Raw genomic sequence first — 18182 nt, 5'->3', positions numbered from 1 at the left:
ATTCGTATAGTAGTCACCAATGCGGTCAGCAGGCTCCATGGCGCGCCTCAGGTGACGAGCCCCGCCAGATCCCGTGCGATGGTGTCGACGGTCTCCCCCATGATCCGTTCCACCAGTTCGGCGCAGGTCGGAACGTCGTCGATCAATCCCTGGCTCTGGCCCGCCCACCACAGACCGCCGTCCGTGTCACCGTCCCGAAGGACCCTCGTCCGCCCCCGGTTGCCGGAGGCAAGATCGGCGAGGTCGGCGAAGGTGGTGCCGGGCCGGGCCTCGATCCGGACGATTTCCTCGGCCACGGCGTTCCTCGCCACCCGAGCCGTGTTGCGCAGCGAGCGGAAGACCAACGTCGTCGACCGTTCGTCGTTGCTCACCAACAGCCGCTTCACGTTGTCGTGCACGGGCGCCTCCCGGGTCGCGACGAATCGCGTGCCCATGTTCACCGCGGCGGCGCCGAGCGCCAATGCCGCCGCCACCCCACGACCGGTCGCGAACCCGCCACTGGCGATCACCGGGATCCGCAGCCGCCGCGCCGCGAGTGGTATCAGGATCAGGCCTGGTACGTCGTCCTCGCCCGGATGACCGGCACACTCGAACCCATCGATGCTCACGGCATCAACTCCGAGCGACTCGGCCTTGACCGCGTGCCGGATCGACGTCGCCTTGTGAATCACCTGGACGCCGGCCGCCTTCAACGCCGGCAAGTGTGGTGCCGGATTATTGCCGGCCGTCTCGATGATCCGTACTCCCGACTCGATGATGACGTCGCGGTAGTCGTCGTACGGAACCGGCTTGATCGTCGGAAGGATCGTGAGGTTCACTCCGAACGGCTGGTCGGTCAACTCACGGCAGCGAGTGATCTCCTTCGCCAGGGCCTCCGGGCTCGGCTGGGTGAGAGCGGTGAGGAACGCGAGTACGCCGGCATCCGCGAGCGGCGCGATCAGGTCGGCTGTCCCGACCGCGGCCATCCCACCGCAGACCAGCGGATGCCGTACGCCGAACAGGTCCGTGAAGCGGGTCCCGATCATGCGCGCTGGTCGAACTTGCGGTCGAGCAACTCCGACACGATGCGGACCTTCTGCATGGTCGGCGTACCACCGGCGATCGCCCAGCCGTGGGCATCCCGGTGCAAGCGCTCGATGCCGTACTCCTCGCTGTACCCGTTCCCGCCGTGCAAGCCGATCGCGAGATCCGAGGCCCGCTTGCCCGCTTCGTTGGCGGCCCGCTTCGCGATCGACACCTGCAGCGAGTCGGGCAGACCGCGGCCCGCGGTCATCGCGGCCCGGTAGACCAGCATGCGTGCCGCCTCGACCTCGACGACCATGTCTGCCAGGTCGGTCTGCACGGCCTGGAACTCGATCAGCGGCTTGCCGAACTGCTCCCGCGTGGTGACGTAGTCGATCGATCTGTCCAATGCGGCTTGGGCGATCGACAGGCTCACGGTGGAGTTGCCGAGTCGCTCGATCGAGAACGCGTTGAACAGCTTGCGGAAGTCGCCGGCGTTGACGAGCAGGTTCTCGGCCGGGACCAGAACGTCGTCGAAGTAGATGTCGCGCGAGGGAATGCCACGGAATCCCATCAGCTTCTCGGGCGTCCCGAACGACACCCCGTCGAAGCCCTTCTCGACGATCAGTGCACCGATCCCCCGCGCCCCGGGCTCGTCGGTGAGCCGGACGTACAGCAGGTACAGATCCGCGTGCCCGGCATTGGACACCCAGCGCTTCATCCCGTTCACCCGGAAATGGTCGCCTTCGCGCACCGCCTTGGTGGTCATGTCCGTCGCGGCCGATCCGGCGTCCGGCTCCGAGATCGCGACCGCCATCGACGAGTCACCACTGATGACGGCGGGCAGGTACTTCGCCTGCTGCCGTTCGGTTCCGAGCTGGGCGACGACCTGCGCCGGGCCCGTGTTCGCCTCGAAGACCTGGAACGCGGCCGGGCGGCAGACCTTGGCCAGCTCCTCGATCACGATCAGCGCGTCGAGGATCGGTGCGCCGCCTCCGCCGTACGGCTCGGGCAGGGCGATGCCGAGGAATCCCAGCTCGCCGAGCCGGCGGCGATCGTCGAACGGGAACGGCGTCCGCCCCTCGTCCCACTCGTGTGCCCGGTGCTCGAACAGGCCGTGCGCCACCTTGCGGGCCAGCGCGCGGAGCTCGAGCTGGTCGTCGGTCAGGTCAAGGCCGGGCATAGAGACTCCTTCGCATTGATGTCTAATGATTAGCATGGTTTATCCACTCTATGCTGTCAACGCATCCGGCGACCGGAACGAGGTCGAGACCTTGACGGCTATTGATGCATATTATTAGCATCAGTCTGTGTCCACCTCCGATGGTCGAGTCCGGGTCCAGGAGCGCGACGAGTCGCGCTGGATCACCCTCGACAACCCCAGCGCCCGGAACGCGTACGACGAGCAGATGGCCGCGGCGGTCGCGGACATCCTGGACACCTGCAACGACGTCCGCTCGGTAGTCATCACCGGCGCTCCGGGTGCGTTCTGCGCCGGCGGCATGCTGGCCGGGATGAGCGCGCCGACGACGCGCGGCATGCGGAAGCTGTACCGCGGCTCGCTGCGGATGTTCGACGCGATCAGATCCTGCCCGCGCCCGGTCATCGCTGCCGTGAACGGTGCGGCCGCCGGCGGCGGGAACGAGCTCGTCGTCGCCTGCGACCTCGCGATCGCGGCCGCCTCCGCAACCTTCGGCCAGACCGGACCGCGGGTCGGGTCCGCACCCGTCACCGGCGCCACGAACGTGATGGGCGTCCAGATCGGCGAGAAACGCGCCAAGGAGCTCGCTCTCTTGTGCCGCCGGTACGACGCTGCCGCGGCCGAGCGCCTCGGTCTGGTGAACCGCGTCGTACCCGATGACCAGCTCGAGACCGAGGTGCTGACGTGGTGCCGCGAGCTCGCGGCCCTGAGCCCGCGCTACCTGGAGATCACCAAGGTCAGCTCGAACATCTGGTGGAACGCGGCCCGGGACTCGTTCGCGAACGGCGTCGGCATGCTCGTGCAGGCGATCGGCAGCGAGGACATGCGCGAGGGCGCGAGTGCGTTCCTGGACAAGCGACCACCGAAGTTCGTCCTCGACAACGGGGAGTTCGGTTCCTGACCACCGGCCGATACAGAAACGGGAGTGAGCACGTGGACTTCAGCGCCAACGCCTTGCACGAGGACATCCGGTCCGCGGTCCGGGAGATGATGGAGCCGTTCGACGACCAGTACTGGATGGAACACGACGTCGATCACGAGTTCCCCTGGGACTTCTACAACGCCGTCGCCAAGGCCGGCTGGCTGGGCATCACGATCCCGGAGGAGTACGGCGGCGGTGGGCTCGGGGTCACCGAAGCCGCGATCGTCGAGCAGGAGATCTCGGCCTCCGGCGGCGGCATGAACGCCTGCTCCGCAGTGCACATCGGGATCTTCGGCTTCGACCCGATCATCCGGCACGGCTCCGAGGACCTGAAGCGGCGGTTCCTGCCGCGCGTCCCGACCGGCGACCTGCACATCTGCTTCGCGGTCACCGAACCGGACGCGGGCACCGACACCACCGGGATCACCACGTTCGCCACCAAGGTGCCGGGTGGCTACCGGGTCAGCGGCAAGAAGGTCTGGATCACCAAGGCCCAGCAGGCCGAGCGGATGCTGCTGCTCTGCCGTACGACGAAGCGCGCCGACGTCACCAAGAAGACCGACGGTATGACGCTGCTGTTCGCCGATATGGACCCGGATCACGTGCAGATCCGGGAGATCCCGAAGCTCGGCCGGAACGCGATCAACACCAACGAACTGTTCATCGACAACCTGTTCGTCGCCGACGAAGACGTCGTCGGCGAACCGGGCAAGGGTTTCAAGGCGATCCTCGCCGGGCTCAACGCCGAGCGTGTGATCGCGTCCAACGCGGCCCTCGGTATCGGCCGGGCCGCGATCCGCCGGGCCACGGCCTACGCAGGAGAACGTGAGGTGTTCGGCCGCAAGATCGGGCAGAACCAAGGCGTCGCGTTCCCGATCGCCGAGGCGCTGATGCGGCTCGACGCGGCCGAGCTGATGGTGAACAAGGCGGCCTGGCTACTCGACCACGACCTGCCCTGTGGCCGCGAGGCGAACATGGGCAAGTTCCTCAGCGCCGACGCCGCGTTCAAAGCCGCGGACGTCGCGGTCCAGGTGCACGGCGGCTACGGCTACGGCAAGGAGTTCCACGTCGAGCGGTACTTCCGCGAGGCACGGCTGAAGCGGATCGCACCGATCAGTCAGGAGATGGTCCTCAACTACATCAGCGAGCACGTGCTCGGCCTCCCCCGCAGCTACTGATCCGGAGAGCATCGACGATGAAGCCTTATCGCACCGTCCTTTTCGTCCCCGCGCACAAGACCTCGTGGTACGAGAAGGCCGCCGAGTCCGGTGCTGACGCGGTCTGCTTCGACCTCGAGGACTCGGTCCCCGAACACCTCAAGGAGTCCGCGCGCAAAGAGGTCGCCGACGGCGTGACCGCACTCGCACGGAGTCATCCGAGCATGGGGCTGTTCGTCCGGACCAACTCGCTCGCTACTCGGCTCACGGGCCTCGATCTCGAGGCGACCGTCGTACCAGGGCTGACCGGGATCTTCGCGCCGAAGGTCGACGAGGCCACCGACGTGATCCGGTACGACACCCTGCTCGATCACTTCGAGGCGCGGGCCGAGGTCAGCGGGCTGGAGTACATCATCCCGGTCGAGACGATCCAGGGCATCCAGCACTGCGAGGAGATCGCCGCCGCGTCACCCCGGGTCGGCGCGATGATCGGCCCGACCGCCGAGCATGCCGACATCGCCAAGGCGGTCGGATACGAGTGGTCGCCGGAGGGTCTGGAGTCACTGCATCACCGGACGCGCATCCTGCTGGCGACCCGCGCCGCCGACCGTCATCCGCTGACTGCGCTCTGGGAGCGGATCCGCGACCTCGATGGTCTGCGCACGTTCGCGACCCAAGGCCGCAAGATGGGCTTCCGCGGCCAGATCGTTCTCCACCCCACGCATGTCCCGGTCGTCAACGAGGTCTACACGCCCGACCGGGAGACCATCGAGTTCTACCGCGGCCTGTTGTCGACGTACAGGGAAGCAGAGGCTCGCGGCGACGGCGCCGTCATGTACGGCGACATCCACGTCGACAAAGCACACGCGGACAAGGCCGAGGAATGGCTGGCCCGCGTCGATCAACTGGCCGGGCTCAACGGCGGCATCTAGAGGAGCGGACACACCATGGCAGGCTTGTATTACGAGGACTTCGTGGTCGGCAAGGAGTACCGGCACGAGTGGTCCCGCACCGTCACCGAGACCGACACCATTCTCTACACGTCGATCACGATGAATCCCGCTCCGATCCATCTCGACGAGCACTACATGAAAACCACGATCCACGGGCAGCGACTCGTACCCAGTCTCTACACCGCGGGGCTGATCGGCGGCATGATCGTGCACGACCTGACGCTGGGTACGACGCTGGGCAACCTCGGGTACACCAAGTTCGACTTCCCCAAGCCGGTGTTCCACGGCGACACTCTGCGGGCCGAGTCGACCATCCTGGACAAGCGGGAGTCGAAGAGCCGCACCGACTCTGGCATCGTGTTCTTCGAGCACCGCGGTATCAACCACCGCGGTGAGATCGTGCACATCGCGCACCGCGCCGGCCTGATGCTCAAACGGCCGGCGTGAATCCCGGAATGATCACTGCCAGCTGATCAACCGCTCCATGCTCTCCGGGAACTTCTTCCGCACGTAGGTGAGGTACTCGCCGATGTGGTCTCGCATCGCCGCCTCGGCGAGCGCGCCGTCGCGGGCCTGGATCGCGTCGTAGATGCTGCGATGTGCCTTGAGTACCGCGACCCGGCGGCGGACCGGGTACTGGATCCCGTGCGCCGCGCCGCTCAGGTCCATGCTGCCGACCATCACGTCCACCAGCAGGCCGAACAGCGGGTTGTCGCTGGCCCACGCGATCGTGTCGTGGAAGAGCTCGTTGGTCTCGAGATAGACCTCGTCGTTCTCGATCCCGGCTTCCATGTCGTCGAGGCTCTGTTCCAGTACGGCGAGCCGGTCGGTGGTGATCCGCTCCGCGGCCAGCCGGGCCATCACCGGCTCGAAGGCGGCCCGGGCTTCGGCGATCGAACGGTAGCGCGCGTTCTCGAACTCCAGCAGCAGGGCCAGCGTGGCCGCGAGCGTGTCCGCGCCTGGCTTCTCCACTACCGGACCGCCGCCGGGACCAGGTTTGAACGACAGCACGCCCTGCAACTCCAGGAAGCGCAGGGATTCGCGCAACGTGCCGCGGCCGGCTTCGTACTCCTCCATCATCAGCCGCTCAGGCGGTAGCTTCTCCCCCGGGCCCAGGCCGCGCCGGTGGATGTCCCGGACGATCCGCTGGGCCAGGATCAGCGCCGTCTTCTGGGGTCTCGGAGCTACTGCCATCTCGATCTCCTCATCATCGGCCGGCCCAGACCGGGTCGCGCCGTTGTTTGAAGGCTGTCGCCCCTTCTCTCGCATCGGCCGACGCCCGCACCGGTTCGGTGTAGGCGGCTTGCCGGTGGAAGAACTCGTCACTCGGCCAATCCCGTGCGTTGCGCAGGATCTGTTTGGTCGCCCGGACCGCGAGCGGCCCGTTCCGGCTGATCGCCGCGGCCAGCTCGACCGCCACCGAAAGCGCCTCACCAGCTGCGGTCAGCCGATTGACCAGGCCCAGCTCGGCGGCTCGTTCGGCGTCGATCCGATCACCGGTGAGGGCGAGCTCCATCGCCAGTTGATACGGAATCCGCTCGGGCAACCGAAGCAACCCGCCACCGGCCGCGACCAAACCACGCTTCACCTCCGGCAGGCCGAACGACGCGGCCCGCGAAGCGACCACCAGATCGCAGGACAGCACGATCTCGAAACCGCCGGCCACAGCAGCACCGTCGACGGCCGCGATCAGCGGCTTGTCCGACGAACGCTCGACGAGACCGGCGAATCCGCGCCCCGGAACACTCGGTCGCTCCCCTGCCAGGAACGCCTTCAGGTCCATCCCGGCGCAGAAGCTCGGACCGGCACCCGCGAGTACGGCGGCACTCAGCGACTCGTCGGCGTCCAGCCGGTCCAAGGCAAGACCGATGCCGTGGGCAACAGATGTGTTGACCGCGTTCCGCACCGACGGCCGGTTGATGGTGATCACTAGGACCCGGTCCAGAACCTCGGTCAGTACGTCGCTCGCCTCGACGAGGATCTCGGTCATCGCGGCCCCATCCGGAGTGCGCCGTCCAGCCGGATGACCTCGCCGTTCAGGTACGGGTTGGCCACGATCGACCGCACCAGCCGGCCGAACTCCTCCGGGCGGCCGAGTCGGCGCGGATGCGGCACCGCCGCCTCGAGCTCGGCCTTCACCTCGGGATTGATCCGGTCCAGGATCGGCGTGTCGAACACTCCCGGCGCGATCGTGCAGACCCGGATCAGCTTGCCGGCCAGATCGCGAGCCGCCACCAGTGTCATACCGACAATGCCGGCCTTGGCGCTGGCGTAGGGAATCTGCCCGATCTGCCCTTCCCAGGCGGCCACGGAAGCCGTGAGTACAGCGACGCCGCGCTCACCGTCGATCGCCTCGTTGCGCGCCATCCGGGCCGCGGCGAGCCGCAGGACGTTGAACGTGCCGACCAGGTTGAGGTTGACGACCTCCGCGAAGATCTCGAGCGACCCCGGCGAGCCGTCCTTGTCGACGACCCGGGTCCGGACGCCCTTGCCCGCGCAATGCACGAGCACCCGGAGCGGACCGAGCGCCTCGGCCTGGTCCAACGCTGCCTCCATGGCCACCGGATCGGTCACGTCGGCAGGCGCGAACACGACGTCGTCCCCGAGTTCCTTCGCGACCAGCTCACCCGGCGAACCCGGAAGATCGACGAGGACGACCTTGGCGCCGGCCTCGACGAGCTCCTTCGCCGTCGCCCGGCCCAGGCCGGACGCGCCTCCGGTGACCAGCGCGGTCACGTTGTCCATCAACATCAGTGCTGCCTTTCTGTCAGCCGGACCAGCCGGCGGGCGAGCTGACCGGTCAGCACCTCGTTGCCGCCTTCATAGATGCGCATCGGCCGGGCGTTGCGGTACAGACGTTCGATCGTCGATCCGGTCACCAGCCCGAACCGCCCCATCACCTGTACGGCGCGGTCCACCACCCGACCGGCTGTCTCGGTCGCGGCGACCTTGGCCATCGAGGAAAGGTCCAGTGTCGCCAGTGGATCGCGCCCGGCCCGATGGGCGGCGCGATAGGTCAAGGCTCGCGCGCTCTCGATCTCGGTCCACGACAGCCCCAGCAGATGCGGGATCGGTCCGGTCTCCGCGAGCGGCCGCCCGAACTGCTGCCGCCCGCTGGTGTGCCGGACCGCCTCGTCGAGCGCGGTCTGGGCCAGACCGACGGCAGCGCCGGCGACCGACACCCGGAACGTCGCCAAGGTTGCCAGCACGAGCTTGAACCCCTCACCCGGTTCGCCGATCCGGTGGTCGGCCGGAACGACGACCTCGTCGAGGCGGACCGCACCCATGATGTGCGGCGCGATCAGGTGCGGCCCGACCTCGACCGACACCCCTGGTGTCGACGCCGGGACGAAGATCAGCGAGTAGCCGTCGCCCTCCCGGCAGAGCACGGTGTAGAACGCCGCCTCGCCCGCGTTGGTGATGAAGGACTTGTTGCCGTTGACAACGAGATCGGATCCGCGCGGGGTGACCGTCGTACTGATCGCCTTCAGATCGGAGCCCGCCTCGGGCTCGGTCAGCGCGAGTGCCGCGATCGCTTCGAGCGAGGCGACCTCGGGGAGCCACTCCTTGCGCAACCGCGGCGAGCCGGCGCGGGCCAGCGCGAAACTCCCGACGCCTTGCATGCCGAACAACCCGTCCAGATGCGCGGAGACACCCATCAGGGCCTCGCGGACCACGGCGATCGCGAGCGGGTCGATCGCCTCACCGCCCTCGGCCGGCACACAGTGGGCGGCAAGCCCTGACTCCTGCAGACCGGCACGCATCTTCGGGTGCACCCTCAGCATGCCGTCGGCCTCGTCGGCATACTCGGCCAGGGAGTCGGCCAGGTCGCGGGCGGTGGCAGCGAGGGCGACGTACTTGTCATCCAGATCGAACATCAGCCGGCCTCCAGGTCGTCGCCGAGGAAGCGCCGGAAGTTGCCGCCGAGAATGCCCTCGACGGCGGCGCCGGTGAGCCCGAGGTTCTCGATCGCGCGGATCTCGGCGGCCGGGTCGGCCATCGGCCAGTCCGAGCCGAAGACGACCTTGTCGCTGCCGTGCTTGTCGATGATCCGGCGTACCCGGGCCGGATCGACGTCGGCGAGCGTCGGTGGCCAGGAGGTTTCGAGGTAGACGTCGAGACCGAGCAGTTCCTGTTCCGCGTCGTCGAGCCGGTGGTACCCGCCGAAGTGACAGGCCGCCAGCCGGAGGTCCGGGAAGGTGGTGACGATCTCGCGGATCATCGCCGGCGTCCCGCGCGAGTTCGCGGCCGCGTCGCCGCCGTCCCCGGCATGCGCGATGACCGCGATCTCCGACCCGAACGCCTCGTACAGCTCCATCATCCGGGGATCGGTGTAGGCGAACCCCTGGAAGAGCGAGTGCAGCTTCACACCGCGGACGCCGTTCTCGCGAAGGATCCGCAGATTCTCATCCACGGGCAGGTCCGGATGCACTGTGCCGAAGCCCAGGAATCCATCGGCCTTCCGGGCAGCGACGAACCGGTTCACGCCGCCGACGTGCCGTGCTTCGTCGGCGATCCCGAGCACGACGGCCTGATCGACACCGGACTGTGCCATCGCCTGCCGCAGTCCCGCGATCGTGCCGTCACCTCGGCGCGGCAGCTGGGTCGAGCGGCCCTCGAGGGCCCGCCGGGCAATCTGGTCGGGCCAGGCGTGGCAGTGGACATCGATGATCACCGAAGCGCCTCCTAATTCCTTGCTATGATTAGTATCGTCTCATGGCAAGCGACAGTGCACCAGACAGACAGGCACCAGCAGGAGGCGTCAATGTTCGAGCTCACCGACCGCGTCGCACTGGTGACCGGCGGCAGTCGCGGCCTGGGGCGCGCGATGGTGCAGGCGTTCGCGGCGGCGGGTGCCGAGGTGGTGATCGCGAGCCGCAATCTCGCCTCGTGCGAGACGGCTGCGCTCGAGGTCGAGAAGTCCACCGGCCGCCGGGCGCTCCCGGTCGCGTTCCACGCGGGTCATTGGGATGAGGCGGAGCCGCTGGTCGACCGGGTGCTGGCCGAGTTCGGGCGACTCGACGTCCTCGTCAACAACGCCGGGATGTCTCCGCTCTACGACTCTCTCGACACCGTCACGGAAGCCCTGTGGGACAAGGTCTTCGCGGTGAATCTCAAAGGGCCGTTCCGGCTGGCCACCGTGGCTGCCAACCGCATGCTCGCGGCCGGCGGCGGGTCGATCATCAACATCAGCAGCATGGCGTCGGTCCGGCCAAGACCACACACCCTCCCGTACGCCGCGGCGAAGAGTGCTCTGAACACCATGACGATCGCGATGGCCCACGCCTACGGACCGACGGTCCGCGTCAACGCGATCATGGCCGGCACCTTCCTGACCGACGTCAGCAAGCACTGGGATGCGGACGCGTTCGCGCGACGCGCCGAGACCTTCGCCCTCCAGCGGGGCGGACAGCCTGAGGAGATCACCGGCGCCGCCCTCTACCTGGCCAGTGAGCTGAGCAGCTACACCACCGGCACCATCCTCGCCGTCGACGGAGGCCAACCTTGAGTACGCCGTACGCCGTGATCGTGGACGCGGTCCGTAGTCCCATGGGTAAGGGGAAACCCGGGGGCGCGTTGTCCCAGGTTCACCCGGTCGACCTGCTGGCCACGGTGCTGGAGGCTTTGCTCGACCGGACGGGCGTCGACCCGGGCCGGGTGGACGACGTACTTGTGGGTTGCGTGGGTCAGAACGGGGAGCAGTCAGCGAATGTGGGTCGGCAGGCCTGGCTCGCGGCCGGGTTCCCGACCCAGGTGCCCGCGACGACGATCGAGCGGAAATGTGGGTCCAGCCAGCAAGCCGTGGACTTCGCCGTCCAGGGTGTTCGGGCCGGCGCGTACGACATCGTGATCGCGGCCGGCGTCGAGTCGATGAGCCGGGTGCCGATGGGTTCCGGCCGGCAGGGCGCCGACGTCTTCGGTCCGCGCGTACGGGCGCGATTCCCGGTCCTCGCACCCCAGGGTGTCTCGGCGGAACTGGTCGCCCAGAAATGGGGTTTCACGCGGCGGCAGTTGGACCAGTTCTCGGTCGAGTCGCACACTCGCTCCGCCCACACGGCGTCGTGCGGCGGATTCGACCGCGAGATCGTGCCGATCGAACTGGCCGACAGGCGCATCGTCGCGGTTGACGAGACCATCCGGCCGGGGACCACCCTCGAACGTCTCGCCGGACTGCAGCCGGTGTTCGGCACCGAGCAGTATCGATCGCAGTTCCCGGAGATCGAGTGGAAGGTCACGGCCGGCAACTCGTCCCAGCTGACGGACGGCGCCAGCGCGTTGCTGATCATGAGCGAGCAGGTCGCCGATGAACTGTCGCTGACCCCGCGGGCGCGAGTGGTGGGCTCCGCTGTCGTGGGCGACGATCCGCTGCTGATGCTGACCGGGCCGATCCCGGCCACGCAGAAGGTCCTCGAACGAACCGGCATAGCCCTGGACGAGTTGGCCGCCGTCGAGGTCAACGAGGCTTTCGCTCCGGTCCCGCTCGCCTGGCTGGCCGAGTTCCCGATCGACCCGATGCTGCTCAACCCACGCGGCGGCGCGATCGCCCTGGGCCATCCGCTCGGTGCCTCCGGCACCCGGATCATGACGACGATGATCAACCACCTCGAGCAGACCGGCGGTCGCTTCGGCCTGCAAACGATGTGCGAGGCGGGCGGTATGGCGAACGCCACCCTGCTCGAGTCCCTCGCCTGACTCTCACGGCTCCAGAATGTCGAGCGGCACCACACCAGTGGGCCGAGGTAAGGCGTCACGTCGCGCCAGTACGGCGACCACCACGGCTGTCACGGCGAACAAGGCCGCACCCGCCGCGCAGGAGACGTCGTACGCCTTCGGGTCGGGATAGCGATCCGAGGTGTACGCCGCGAGGATGGTCGCCGCGGCCGTGCTACCGGTGGCGAAACCCACACTGCGCAGGACCTGGTTGAAGCCGGTGGCGCTACCCACCTCCCCGGCCGGGACAGCCGCGACGATCAACCCGGGCATCGCCGCAAACGTCAAGCCCGCGCCCACTCCGGCCAGCGCCATGGTCAGAAAGACCGCCCACAGTTGATGCCTGGTGATCAGCAGGCTGGCCAGTGCCAGGGCGAAGATCAGGCAGCCCACCGGCAGCAACCAGATGTCCGCCGACGCGCGGACGACCCGCACCGCGATCCGCGAGGTCGTCAGGCTGAGCGCCGAGAACGGCACGATCGCACAGGACGCCACGAACACCGTCGTACCAAGCCCGCCCGGAGAATCACGCGGGGTCTGCAACATCCACATCACCTCGGAGAGCAACACGTACACACCGGTTCCGGCGGCCAGCCCGGTGACGTCGGCGAGCAGCACCGGCCGATGACCGAGCAACCTCAGGTCGACCAACGGATCGCTGACGCGGAGCAGGTGCCAGACCGTCAGACCGCCGACAACGACCGCAGCACCGGCGAGCCCGAGGACCACAGGCGACGACCAGCCGAGCGCGGGACCACGCGTCACAGCCAGCAACAGCGCCGTTAGGGCGGACCCGAGCAGCACGGCGCCGAGCAGGTCCAGCCTGCGCCGGGTCAGGTGCACCCCGCGCGGAAGAACAATCACGGCCACCCCGAGCGCCACGGCAGCGATCGCCGCGCCGAACCCGAAGCTCGCCTGTACGCCGTACCAACGAGACAGCGCACCGCAGATCGGATACCCGAACCCGGCTCCCGCCACGGCCGTGACCGACAGAACGCTGACCGCAGGCCTGATCCGCTCGGCCGACAGGTGATCCCGGGCGATCGCCAAACCCAGCGGTACCAGGCCGAGACCTGTCCCCTGCAAGGACCGACCGGCAATCAGTACGGCGATGTTCGTGGTCATTGCCGACAGCAAACAACCCAGTGTCACGGCCGACAGCGTGCACAGCACCACCACGCGCCGATGCCGGCCGTCGCCGAGCCGGCCGAGCAGTGGTGTGGTCACCGCGCCGACCAGCATCGCGGCCGTCAGCGTCCATTGCGCGAGCGACAGCGGTACGTCGGACTCACGGGCGATCGCCGGAATCAGTGGTGCGCCCAAGCTCCCGACAAGCGAGGCGACCACCACGACCACCACCAGGCCCGCGAGCAATCCACGCTCGAGAACAGGCCGGGCGGACGTCTGGGTCATACCGCCCGCAACCGATACACCCGCTCCGCGGTGGCGGCGACGATCGCATCCTGCTCATCCGCCGACAGCTGCTTGAGGTTCTCCTGTACGGCGTCGAGCGTTCGTGTGTAGCTCCCGGCGCGGAGACTGTTCGGCCAGTCGGACCCGAAGATCAATCGGGTCGGGCCGAACGTGTCGAGCAAGTGGTCGACGGCAGGTGAAAGATCAGCGGTCGTCCAACTGTCGAGCCTGGCCATCGTAGTGAGCCCGGACAGCTTGCAGACCACGTTGTCCAGCCGCGCCAGCCTCGTAATCGAGGCAGCCCACTGCCCGCATGCGTCCCAACCCTGGGCGAGTGGCGGCTTGCCCGAGTGGTTCAGGACGAACACCGTGTCCGGACAGCTCGCGACGACCCGCTCGGTCGCATCGAGTTGGTGGGCCGCCATCATCAGTTCACCGACGCGGTCACCTAGTACCCGGAACCCACGGGCGACCTCGGGACGGCTGATCCACGCCGCGGGATCGAGCTCCGCCTGGGCCTGGTGCCGGATGCCGAGGAGCCGGCCGCCTGATACCAGCTCGTCGAGCCGCTGCAGCCGGTCCGCGACGTCAACTGAGGCGAGGTCGACCCATCCGACCACGCCCGCCACGATCGGTGTGGCCGCGGCGATCCGCAGATAGTCCTCGGTCTCGTCCTCGGTGTTGAGCACCTGCACGAGCACGGTCCGATCGATCGGCAGATCCTCAATCGTCTCGAGGAGATCGGACACGACGAAGTCGCGGTGGATCTGCGGCATCGTCGCCGGGTCGATCCACGGCAGCGGCCGGTCCGCGAGCCGCCAGAGGTGAATGTGAGCGTCGATCACCGGTCGTACCGCAGCCGGTGCCGGACAGCGAGCGCGAACAGTACGACGGTCGTGGACACCACGGTCAACGTCACCCCGAGGGCCGCGATGGTCGGATAGCTACCGCTACTCCACTGGTCGAGCATCACGAACCCGACCACCGGTGTCCGGGTGCTGGCCAGCATCGCGGACGCCGTGATGTCGCCCGACATCAGCACGAAGATCAACGCCCAGGCGGCGATCATCGCCGGCATCATGAGCGGCACCAGTACGCGGCGCAGCGTCGTACCGTCGGGAACTCCGGAGACGGTCGATGCCTCGGTCAGCGGTCTGCCGACCTGCTGGACGGCGGCCGTCGCGTACATCGCGGCCTGCGGGAAGTACATGACGACGTACGCCGTGACCAGGATCAACGCAGTGCCGTTCCAGCCGAACGGTGCTCCACCGAAGGCAGCGATGAGCGCCAAGGCGAAGACGATGTGCGGTACTGCGGCCGGGGCTTTCAGGACGGAGTCGAAGGCCTGTGCTGCCCGCTCGCGCCGTACCTCCAGGAGATGGGTCACGAGGACGGCAGCGACCACCACGACGGTGGCGCAGACGGCAGCGAGGACGAGGCTGTTACGAAGGCCTTCCCGCAGAGTCGGCTGCGCGAACATCTCGCGATAGCTGCCGAAATTCAGCGACGACCAATCCACCTCGGCGTGCCAGAAGCGCTGCACCGAGACGAGGACGAGTCCGAGAAACGGGATGACCGCGGCCAACCCGACGTACCCGGCCATCACGAACCGCGCCGGCCACCGAAGCCGGCCGAGTCTGATCACACTGCTCCGGCTGGCTTTGCCACCGATGGTGGCGAAGGACGCTGCCTTCGAGGCCCCGACCAGTCGCCGCTGGATCAGCCCGGCGGCCAGGACGACGACGAGCAGGATCAGGCTGCGTGACAGCGCCGACACCTCGTCGACCGGATAGGCCTGCGTGACGTCGTGCACGATCAGCACCGGCAGTACGTCGATCCCGGCCCGGGTGCCGATGATGACGGGGATCGAGAACAGCGCCATCCCCATCACGATCACGAGCATGACCGCACCGCCGAGTGCGGGCTTGAGGCTCGGCTGCGTCACGGTCAGCAGCGTCTTCAGCGGGCCGGCACCGGACAGGCCGGCCGCCTCCTCGAGCGCCGGGTCGATGGACCGCAGCCCGTTGACGATCGCCAGGTACGCGAACGGGACGAGGAACACGCCGTAGCACCAGATCAGGCCGTACCAGCTGTAGAGATCGAGCGGCCCGCGCGACATCTCCACCCCGACGAGGCCGGCAATGTCGCGGAGCAGTCCGTTCAGCAGCCCGATCTCGGGGTCGAGCAGGAACACCCAGCCGATGGCGGCGGCCAGCGACGGCACGAACATCGAGACCAACGGCAGAATCTCCGCCAGCCAGCCGACCCTCGCGTCGGTCCGCTCGTTGACCCACGCCAGGCCCGCGGCGACCACGACTGCGAAGGCTCCGCCGGCCACCACAAGGATCGCGGTGTTCAGCAATGCCCGCAGCGTCTTGCCGCTGGTCAGCACCTCCCACGGCGATCCGGCGCCGGTCGCGGCGGAGATTCCGAGCAGACCGAGCAGCGCCTGTGCGAGCGGGAAAACGATGAAGAAGCCGAGGGTGAGAACGACCACCCAGCTCGCGATCCGCAACCCCGGGAACGGGCGACTCCCGGGCCGGCCGATGGCGGTGTCAGCCATCGTCCCTCACCACCACACAGTTCTCCGGTGACACCCCGACCCAGGCCACCGACCCCTCCCGCAGGTCCCGCGGCGAGCTCGCGTGGTCGTCCCAGATCCGCAACAACACCGACCCGACCCGTACGACGAATTCCGTGTACCAGCCGAGGTACGCCGAGCTCACCACCTCGCCACGCCAGGAGTTCGGGGCCGCTTCGGGTTCGGCCGCGCGGATCCACCAGGAATGCGCTCGGCTCGCGACCACCAACCGCTCGTCGGTTTCGGCCCGGACGTTGGCCACGGCAACGACACCGAGCTCGGTCTCGAACTGGGGCAGCTGCGCATCGTCGACCGGGATCGGGGTGGCCGGCAGCAGGTTCGACGTACCGACGAAGTCCGCGACATAGCGCGTGGCCGGCTCGCGGTAGATCTCGTCCGGGCGGCCGAGTTGCACGATCTTGCCGTCCCTGATCACGGCGATCCGGTCGGCCAGCTCGAGCGCTTCGGTCTGGTCGTGTGTGACATAGACCGCGGTGAAGCCGAGCCGTCGTTGCATGGTGCGCAGTTCGAGGCGGAGCGCCTCCCGGACCTTGGCGTCGATGTTGGACAGCGGTTCGTCGAACAGCACGACCTCGCTGCCCGACGCCATGGCCCGAGCGAGCGCGACTCGTTGCTGCTGGCCACCACTGAGCTGGGCCGGCTTACGCGACGCCTGTTCCTTGAGGCGGGTCAGCTCGACTAGCTCGTGCACCCGCTTGCGGATGTCCGCCTTGCCGAGACGGTCGGCCCGCGGAGCGTTGCGCAGCGGATAGGCGACGTTCTCCTCGACCGTCATGTGTGGCCATAAGGCGTAGTTCTGGAACACCATCCCGACCCGCCGGGTGCGTGCGTTCCCGCGAGCGCCGTCGAACACAGTGCGGCCGGCCAGTTTGATGTTCCCGGCCTCAGGAGTCTCCAAGCCGGCCAGGCAGCGCAGCAACGTCGTCTTACCACAGCCGCTCGGGCCGAGGAGGACAAGGAACTCGCCGGCCGGCACCCGCAGCGACACGTTGTCGACGGCAATGACCTCGACCCCGCGGTCGTCGGTGAAGCGTTTGGTCAGGCCGGCGATCTCGATCCCGTCGGCGGACGCGGCTTCCGGAGTACGACGTACGTCCACCGACGCCGGCCGGGTCATCCTAGCCCCAGATCGGACACGATTTTGGCCTTCACCGCCAGCGCGGCCACGACATCCGGCGACACGTAACCTTTCGGCAGTGGGACCGTGCCCTCGAGGTTGCCGAGTGGTGAGGAGCCGGTGCCCTTGTTCAGGATCTTCTGCGCGTCCTCGGTGAGGAGGAAGTTCAGCAGAAGCCTTGCTGCGTTGGGATGCTGGGCCGCGGTCGACACCGCCGCGAACTGCTCGACCCCGGTCGTGGGCGACGGAAACACCGTGTCCACGCTGGCGCCCTTGGCGGATAGTGGCTTGCTCACCGACAGCAGGCTGGGATACACCACGGTGCCCGATCCGGCTGCGACCTGCTGGACTCCTGGCACCGAGCTGTCGACGAGCTTGGGCTTCTGCGCCGCCAGCCTGGCCAGGAACCCGTCGCCGTACGTCGTCCGCAACAGGTTGAAGTGGGCGAGCCAGGACGGCACGTTGGCCGGGTTCACCAGGTAGAGCTGGCCTTTCAGCGACGGGGCCAGCAAGCCTTGCCACGTGGTGAAGTCGGCGGCCTTCGCCTTCTTCGTGTCGATGGCGATCCCGATCGGCTGGATGTTCACCAGCGCGTAGGAGTCCTCGCGGACACCGGCCGCGGGCCACCCGTCCAAGGCCGGCTCGTCAGTGGATTGCAGCTTGCTCACCCACTGCTTAGTCACGGCGTCCTTGAAGAAGACCGGGTCCGCCAGCGTCACCACGTCGGCGGCCGACTTACCCGAGCTCATCTCCGAGGAGTAGCGGGTGGCGAGCAGGCCGGACGTCAGCACGGTCATCTCGACCTTGATGCCGTACTTCTTCTGGAAGGCGTCCGCTGCTCCCTTGGAGACCGCCTCCGGGATCGAGGTGTACCAGGTCACCGTGCCCTCGTCCTTGGCGGACTTGGAGATCGAGTCGAATCCCGTGGCCGCCTTCGCCTCCCCCTCACCGGAGCTCAGACAGCCCGACAACACAGCCGCGAGAACCACAGCGACGGCTCCGGCAGTACCTCTACGACGACCAGCAGACAGCACCATCAGGACAACTCCAGTCGTTGGCCAGTTCGATTTCCACTAGGCTAATCATTCGCCTAGATCTGTCAAG

Annotated in this window: 18 protein-coding genes; 6 read left to right on the top strand and 12 right to left on the bottom strand. The window is 67.8% G+C overall.

The window, feature by feature from the left end:
• Nucleotides 1-47: 47 nt before the first annotated feature.
• The gene (locus AB0E63_RS22050) at nt 48-1025 is read right to left on the bottom strand and encodes a nitronate monooxygenase family protein (RefSeq protein ID WP_360369084.1); all 978 of its coding nucleotides are present in this window, start codon (nt 1023-1025) and stop codon (nt 48-50) included.
• On the bottom strand, nt 1022-2185 hold the full coding sequence (locus tag AB0E63_RS22045; RefSeq protein WP_360369081.1) for an acyl-CoA dehydrogenase family protein: 1164 nt from the start codon (nt 2183-2185) through the stop codon (nt 1022-1024). The genes AB0E63_RS22050 and AB0E63_RS22045 overlap by 4 nt, the downstream gene beginning before the upstream one ends.
• Nucleotides 2186-2312: 127 nt before the next feature.
• On the opposite strand from AB0E63_RS22045, the gene AB0E63_RS22040 reads away from it, so the two are divergent.
• From AB0E63_RS22040 to AB0E63_RS22025, 4 genes are read left to right on the top strand one after another with little or no spacing between them, the layout of a single operon-like run.
• Entirely contained in the window at nt 2313-3104 is a 792-nt protein-coding gene (locus AB0E63_RS22040) for an enoyl-CoA hydratase/isomerase family protein (RefSeq protein WP_360369078.1), read from the top strand.
• 32 nt (nt 3105-3136) lie between these two features.
• Entirely contained in the window at nt 3137-4303 is a 1167-nt protein-coding gene (locus tag AB0E63_RS22035) for an acyl-CoA dehydrogenase family protein (protein ID WP_360369075.1), read from the top strand.
• 17 nt (nt 4304-4320) lie between these two features.
• Nucleotides 4321-5214 (top strand): CoA ester lyase, encoded by an 894-nt coding sequence (locus tag AB0E63_RS22030; protein WP_360369072.1) that lies wholly within the window; start codon nt 4321-4323, stop codon nt 5212-5214.
• 15 nt (nt 5215-5229) lie between these two features.
• Nucleotides 5230-5682, top strand: a complete 453-nt coding sequence (locus tag AB0E63_RS22025) for a MaoC family dehydratase (protein ID WP_360369069.1) — start codon at nt 5230-5232, stop codon at nt 5680-5682.
• A gap of 12 nt (nt 5683-5694) precedes the next feature.
• Here AB0E63_RS22025 and AB0E63_RS22020 read toward each other — a convergent pair whose 3' ends face one another.
• Genes AB0E63_RS22020 through AB0E63_RS22000 form a run of 5 tightly spaced genes read right to left on the bottom strand, consistent with a single transcriptional unit; the run spans nt 5695 to nt 9910 of the window.
• Entirely contained in the window at nt 5695-6429 is a 735-nt protein-coding gene (locus tag AB0E63_RS22020) for a FadR/GntR family transcriptional regulator (protein WP_360369066.1), read from the bottom strand.
• A 13-nt stretch (nt 6430-6442) separates the two neighbouring features.
• On the bottom strand, nt 6443-7225 hold the full coding sequence (locus AB0E63_RS22015) for a crotonase/enoyl-CoA hydratase family protein (RefSeq protein WP_360369064.1): 783 nt from the start codon (nt 7223-7225) through the stop codon (nt 6443-6445).
• Nucleotides 7222-7986 carry an SDR family NAD(P)-dependent oxidoreductase gene (locus AB0E63_RS22010; RefSeq protein WP_360369061.1) on the bottom strand — a complete coding sequence of 255 codons (765 nt, stop codon included), beginning with the start codon at nt 7984-7986 and terminating at the stop codon, nt 7222-7224. Before AB0E63_RS22010 ends, AB0E63_RS22015 begins: the two co-directional genes overlap by 4 nt.
• The gene (locus AB0E63_RS22005; protein ID WP_360369059.1) at nt 7986-9113 is read right to left on the bottom strand and encodes an acyl-CoA dehydrogenase family protein; all 1128 of its coding nucleotides are present in this window, start codon (nt 9111-9113) and stop codon (nt 7986-7988) included. The genes AB0E63_RS22010 and AB0E63_RS22005 overlap by 1 nt, the downstream gene beginning before the upstream one ends.
• Nucleotides 9113-9910: an amidohydrolase family protein gene (locus AB0E63_RS22000; protein WP_360369056.1), complete on the bottom strand. Its 798-nt coding sequence runs from the start codon at nt 9908-9910 to the stop codon at nt 9113-9115. The genes AB0E63_RS22005 and AB0E63_RS22000 overlap by 1 nt, the downstream gene beginning before the upstream one ends.
• Nucleotides 9911-10000: 90 nt before the next feature.
• Here AB0E63_RS22000 and AB0E63_RS21995 point away from each other — a divergent pair, with 90 nt between their 5' ends.
• Both AB0E63_RS21995 and AB0E63_RS21990 read left to right on the top strand, forming a co-directional pair.
• Entirely contained in the window at nt 10001-10744 is a 744-nt protein-coding gene (locus AB0E63_RS21995; RefSeq protein WP_360369053.1) for an SDR family oxidoreductase, read from the top strand.
• Nucleotides 10741-11928: a thiolase family protein gene (locus AB0E63_RS21990; protein ID WP_360369050.1), complete on the top strand. Its 1188-nt coding sequence runs from the start codon at nt 10741-10743 to the stop codon at nt 11926-11928. Before AB0E63_RS21995 ends, AB0E63_RS21990 begins: the two co-directional genes overlap by 4 nt.
• 3 nt (nt 11929-11931) lie before the next feature.
• Here the strand turns inward: AB0E63_RS21990 and AB0E63_RS21985 are convergent, their stop codons facing one another.
• The 5 genes from AB0E63_RS21985 to AB0E63_RS21965 are packed head-to-tail and all read right to left on the bottom strand — an operon-like array spanning nt 11932 to nt 18067.
• Complete coding sequence (locus AB0E63_RS21985; RefSeq protein WP_360369047.1) at nt 11932-13359, bottom strand: MFS transporter; 1428 nt, start codon at nt 13357-13359, stop codon at nt 11932-11934.
• Nucleotides 13356-14204 carry an amidohydrolase family protein gene (locus tag AB0E63_RS21980; RefSeq protein WP_360369044.1) on the bottom strand — a complete coding sequence of 283 codons (849 nt, stop codon included), beginning with the start codon at nt 14202-14204 and terminating at the stop codon, nt 13356-13358. The genes AB0E63_RS21985 and AB0E63_RS21980 overlap by 4 nt, the downstream gene beginning before the upstream one ends.
• Nucleotides 14201-15922, bottom strand: coding sequence for an iron ABC transporter permease (locus AB0E63_RS21975; protein ID WP_360369041.1), 1722 nt, complete (start codon nt 15920-15922; stop codon nt 14201-14203). The genes AB0E63_RS21980 and AB0E63_RS21975 overlap by 4 nt, the downstream gene beginning before the upstream one ends.
• Complete coding sequence (locus AB0E63_RS21970; RefSeq protein ID WP_360369038.1) at nt 15915-17078, bottom strand: ABC transporter ATP-binding protein; 1164 nt, start codon at nt 17076-17078, stop codon at nt 15915-15917. The genes AB0E63_RS21975 and AB0E63_RS21970 overlap by 8 nt, the downstream gene beginning before the upstream one ends.
• Entirely contained in the window at nt 17075-18067 is a 993-nt protein-coding gene (locus tag AB0E63_RS21965) for an extracellular solute-binding protein (protein ID WP_360369035.1), read from the bottom strand. The genes AB0E63_RS21970 and AB0E63_RS21965 overlap by 4 nt, the downstream gene beginning before the upstream one ends.
• Nucleotides 18068-18182: the final 115 nt, after the last annotated feature.

This window comes from Kribbella sp. NPDC026596 (assembly GCF_040638415.1).
In the GTDB taxonomy this organism is placed as follows: Bacteria; Actinomycetota; Actinomycetes; order Propionibacteriales; family Kribbellaceae; genus Kribbella.
Note: the sequence above shows the minus strand (reverse complement) of the source record. Positions and strands in the feature narration are given on the sequence as shown.